At 64.4% G+C, this 5,036-nt stretch carries 3 protein-coding genes; 2 read left to right on the top strand and 1 reads right to left on the bottom strand.

The annotated features are described in order from the left end of the window. The first annotated feature begins 199 nt into the window (after positions 1-199). On the top strand, positions 200-1,780 hold the full coding sequence (locus MJD61_09025; GenBank protein MCG8555412.1) for a hypothetical protein: 1,581 nt from the start codon (positions 200-202) through the stop codon (positions 1,778-1,780). A 111-nt stretch (positions 1,781-1,891) separates the two neighbouring features. After that, positions 1,892-2,602, top strand: a complete 711-nt coding sequence (locus MJD61_09020) for an FHA domain-containing protein (GenBank protein ID MCG8555411.1) — start codon at positions 1,892-1,894, stop codon at positions 2,600-2,602. A gap of 17 nt (positions 2,603-2,619) precedes the next feature. Here the strand turns inward: MJD61_09020 and MJD61_09015 are convergent, their stop codons facing one another. Then, positions 2,620-4,800 carry a DUF3857 domain-containing protein gene (locus tag MJD61_09015; protein MCG8555410.1) on the bottom strand — a complete coding sequence of 727 codons (2,181 nt, stop codon included), beginning with the start codon at positions 4,798-4,800 and terminating at the stop codon, positions 2,620-2,622. Positions 4,801-5,036: the final 236 nt, after the last annotated feature.

Raw genomic sequence — 5,036 nt, 5'->3', positions numbered from 1 at the left:
GGCCAAGAGTGGTCAAAAATTCCGCGAGCCAACGGCGCCGCGTGGGCGAAGTTTGGACCCAGCTTGCGCGCTCTTTGGCCTCCTAAGCTTGATCACGCAGGCTACGATCTCTGCTATGCTGCACACCGAGTTGCCTCGCCTCCCATCGGTTGGGACCTCACGGTCAAGCGCAGCGCATGGTTTGCTCTTCAAGGTGACGATGCGATCCCCTTTGGCAAGACTCCCCGCAGCCGCAGCTTGCTGGGTCATCACGCGCAGCGGCGTGTTGATGTGCGGCGGCGTGTTGATGCGCAGCCGCGTGTTGATGTGCAGCCGCGTGTTGATGTGCAGCCGCGTGTTGATACTGTGCAGCGCCGTTTTGGGCGGCTGCAAGGTAACGAGCGAAGACGTCGAAACCTGGAAGGGGACCGTGAAAGGCCCCGGAAAGCTCGTGGCCGTGTTGTTGGCCGACAAATACGGCATACCCCTGCGGTCGCGCGCCGGGCTGGCGCTGATAGAAATGGAGCGCGGTGATGTGGCTGGAGTGCAGGAGCTGCAGCGGGCGATCCAGAAGCTCGAGCCTCTGGAGCGCAACAGCATCCTCGATGCAATGGTTCCAGGGCTGCAGAAGCACCTCGCGGCGCGCAGCAGCAAGTCTGGTGAAGGTCCCGCGCCCGTGGAGATTCGGGCCAAGGACGCGTCGTTCTTCCTGATTACGCACGCGACCCCCGCTTCGCGTCAGGCACTGACGGCTGCGGTGATCGACTGGTTCACCGCGGACTTCAACGGCCGCAGCCTGGCTGGCAACTTCAGCGCAGAGCAAGTCGTGCGCTCGCTCGGTTCGCCAGCCGCCTCGATGCTGGTGGACGCCCTGCATGCCAAGCTGCCGAGCCCCGCGCTCGTCAAGCTCACCGAGCTGGTGGGACAGCTGGGCGATCCGAGCGCCAAGCAGCGTGCTGCGCAGCGTCTGGTAGCCATCGAGCGGGAAATGGAGACCGATGCGTACCTCGACTGGCTGCGGGGGGAGATCCGCGAGCAGATCAAGAAGGGCACCGCCGTGGATGAAAAGCGCGTGGACCGGGCGGCACGCGTCAATCGCGAGAACTTCATCGCGGACGGTGCCCTGCTCGCCATGAAACATTTGGCCACGGAGCCCGCAGTCTCGAACCGATTGCTGGAGATCGCCTCGAGCGCGGAGGCCAGCGTGGCGCGCCGCACGCGCGCGCTGCAGGCTCTCGAGGGCCGCGCCGGGCCGGAGCATCTTGACAAGCTTCTGGCGCTTGCCTTGGGGGAAACAAACCCTACGCCCGTGAGGGATTACGCATTTGACCGCGTGGGAGACGTCCGCAGCAAGAAGGCTATCCCGCCCATGTGGTCGCTGGTGCAAAATGCGCAGAACCCAAGATTGCGCTGGCGGGCAGGTGAGCTCGTGCTAGCAATCGGAGGCAACGAGGTTGTTGCGGAATTCCTTGGCAAGCTTCCCCGTGGGCGTGATATCGGCTATCTGCCTGAGGAGCTTGAGGGTTACGCCACGCGTATGGGCCAGATGAACCCGCTACCCAGGGGGACCCTCCGGGAGCAGCTCAGTTCTCCTGATTGGTGGAACCGTGTGCTCGCGCTGACGTTTTTCGAGCGCAAGGGAGGCCAGTCCGACATCGCGTTGCTTCGGAGACTCGTGGGTGATACTACCCCGGTCAAGGGCAAGGGCTGGGAGCAAGGACACACCGTGGGCAAGAGCGCCAAGAACGCGATAGCGGCGCTCAGCAAGCGACTGCAGGCGGCTGCGACGGTCGTAAACTAGTACTGGTGTTCTGTATCATTCGATGACTCGAGCGTCGCCCATTGCTCGCAGACTTATGCATGTAATCGCGGACACAGAACACTAGAGGGGGTCCGATTGGGATACGGAAGTATGATCCATGATCACAACAAGAAGACCCTTCGCAACTTTCAGTGCAGGGACTATCTGTGGGAAATCTTCGAACAGATGAGCGCCGAGCTCGAGTGCTCCACGGACTATCTCATCAACGAAGCGATGCGGCAGTACGCCAGGTCACGCAGCAATCCGGCCGGTGCCAATGCGCCCGTGGCCTCGGTGTCGCGTCCACAAGCACCCGCGATGGCGCCCGGCGTGCCCGTGGCGGCCGCTGCCGGTGGGGGTGGCCTGGCCGCAGGCGGGGGTGGCCTGGCCGCAGGCGCAGGGGCAGCACAGGCTCGCAGCTGGGGCCAGCAGCAGCCTGGATACGCGCCGCCTGCCGGTGCGCCCGCTCCGCAACAGAGCCTGCCGCCACCGTTGCCCCGTCCATCGCGCGCCCCGCCCTACTCGGGTCACCCGCCCACCAAGCGAGCACTCTTCGTCATCTATAACGGGCAGAAGATGCCTGTCAGCAAGGACGAATTCGTCATTGGCCGAGGTGCCAAGAGCGCGGACCTGCCGATCAAGGACGGCAATATCTCGCGTCGTCATGCTGCCGTTGTGTACGAGAATGGTGCCTATTTCATGAAGGACCTGGGAAGTACCAACGGCGTGGAGTTCGATGGCCAGCGCGTCAACATGAGGCAGATCGAAGAGGGCGACCTGTACCGCCTGTGCGACTACGAGCTGCGGTTTACGTACCAGTAGGCGCCCGATGCACGCCCCTAGCGGGCGGCGACTGCGTTGCTTTTGTGTAGGAAAGGCACAATCAGCTCTCGCCCTTCCTCCGCATCGACCCGGCGACAGAAGCGGGCGAAGGCCGGGTACGCCTCGGGCGACACGCGCATCGACGGCACGCGTACGGTGCGATGCAGCTCCAGCGCATCGGCGGTCTGCGCTGATGTCGTCCGAAACAAGGACCCCTGCGCATGCCATTGCACGTCGGGAGGGGGTTTGGGCCACGGCGTGGCTTGGGGCAAGTGCAGCCGTACGGTAAGCTCGAGATCCCGGGAGCGAGCGACGACCTGCGCAGTCGTGCGGGTGGCTAGACGGGCGTAGCTGGCAGCCAGGTTGGACGGCAGCAAGGGGCGCAGGGCCCAACCCTTGGCAGTGGCTCTTCCCAAGACAGGTACACGGAAACTGTACGCGAGCCTGAGGGGCTCGTCGCGCGACTGGCGGCCGGTGACGGCCAGCCGGGCCAACGCCGCTCCGGGAAACAGGTCCGCGAGGTAGCTTTCCTCGAAGCGGCGCTCGAGCTCCGCGCCAGGGATCTGTTCCAGCTTCTCTCGCCAGGCTGCGGCGCGTCCTCCGCGCAAGTGTTCCACGGCGTCGACGCGGGCCGACCCCTCGCGGTCCAAGTGCACCTCCAACAGCAAGCTGTGCCGATCTTGACCGGGTCGACCTCGGGCCACCGTGGCAACGCCGCCGGGTTTTCCAAGCAGCAGCGCGGGCTGGCCGCGAAGCAGCTCGGGGACGTGGCCAAAAGGTGCCCAGCGCTCCACCGTCGAAAGCCAGCGAGGCTCCGGCTGCAGGTCCAGGCGCACCAGCAGGTAGCGGTACGTCCGACCGTCGGCTACCGGGGACACGGTGGCATCGTCCGACAGAGCCCGAGCGAGTGCCAGCGTGGACGGCACGCCGGCGAGCTCGAGCATGTAGTGCAGAACACGTGCACGATTGCCGGCGCGATTGCGCAGCATGGGGGCCGCCTGCTCGAAAGCGTCGTCCGTGTTCTCGATATGGGTGAGGACCCAGTCGTACAGGCGTCTGGCTCGCAGCTCGAGCTGACTCGGGCTTGCGTCGCCGACGATCCCGCGCACGATCTCGCGCGCCCACGGGTCCTGAACGTTCTTGTCGATCAGGGCATCGCGCATGCTGAGAACGAAGCTGTGCCACGAGGCTCGCGCGCCGATGCGCACCGAAGGCAGGAACTCGCTTGCCGAGACCGACATGGCCTCCGCCACCAGGGGGTTGCTCCGGGTGACCTTGAAGCGCAGCTCCCTGAGCCCGCCCGCGACGCGCTGCTCGAGGGCGGGCGCTTGCCCGCGAGGGTCGAGCACGAACTCCATCTCTTCGGGCAGCACGAGCACCAGCTCGCTGTGATCGAACGGCACTTCGAAGCTCTGGAAAAAGAAGCGCGGCCCAAGGTAGCCTCCTGGGAAGCCACCGGGAGGCTCCACGGAGCGTACGTACTCGAACTCGACATAATCGCCGGGCTTCAGCTTGGGCAACGAGATCGTGTCTTTGCCTGCGATGGAGTCGGGCTCGATGCGGCGGCCGTTCGGTTTGATCGTATGCAGTTTCAGTACGCGCGCATCTCGCGGAACCTTGATCTCACCGAGGTCGTTGACGGCCTCCTGGCTCTGGACACGGTGGATCGTGTGCACGAGTTCTAGGGAAGAGCCGTCCGAAAAGACGCGGGTCATCATGTAGTCGAACAGCAAGACCTGGGGGGCGTCATAGCCGCGACCGGAGCTTTCGAAATCCCGAAGCACTCGGTTGCTGTCTGCGCGATAACGCTCGAGCACCGCATCGCCACCAAGTAATCGTCGCAGGTGGTGTAGCGAGCCCATGGCAGCCGGTTCGCGGTCGATCGCATGCGTCAGGAACGAAAGGGCTGCATCCGGCTGACCTCGAGCTAGCAGAGCGTCGACCCGTTCTTGCACCGCCAGCGTAGAGCGCGGGTAGCGCTTGTGCAGCGTCTTGAGCAAGCGAGTCGCGTCGTCCCTATTCCCTTGCTTGCGTGCGAGCTCCAGATGCTCGAGAAACGACGCGTAGGCATTTGGCTTCGGCATCAGGGCATCAAGGCGTGCGAGCTCGGTTCGGGCCTCGTCCCAACGACGCTGACGCATCAGCGCGGCATGCACCGCGCTCGAACGTGCGTCGCATTCTTTGAGCTTGCTGGACAATCGTTGGGCCTCGGCAGCTCTACCGCGTCGACGCGCCGCGGCGAGCTGCGCTGCGATGAGTGTGCAAGCCTCGGGGAACGCCGTGCGAGCGTCCGCGAGCCGCTGCGGCTGGAAAGTCTGTATTTGGTGTAGATATTGTGCTATAAAGAAGGTAATAGAGATCTGCAGCTCGTCACACTCACTCTGCGCTCGCACTCGATGGACTCCTACAGCTACACGGCTTACGGCCTGCGCTT

It is taken from the genome of Pseudomonadota bacterium (genome assembly GCA_022361155.1).
Taxonomy (GTDB): domain Bacteria; phylum Myxococcota_A; class Polyangia; order Polyangiales; family JAKSBK01; genus JAKSBK01.
The sequence above is the reverse complement of the archived record's forward strand: the minus strand, read 5'-3'. Positions and strand labels throughout refer to the sequence as shown.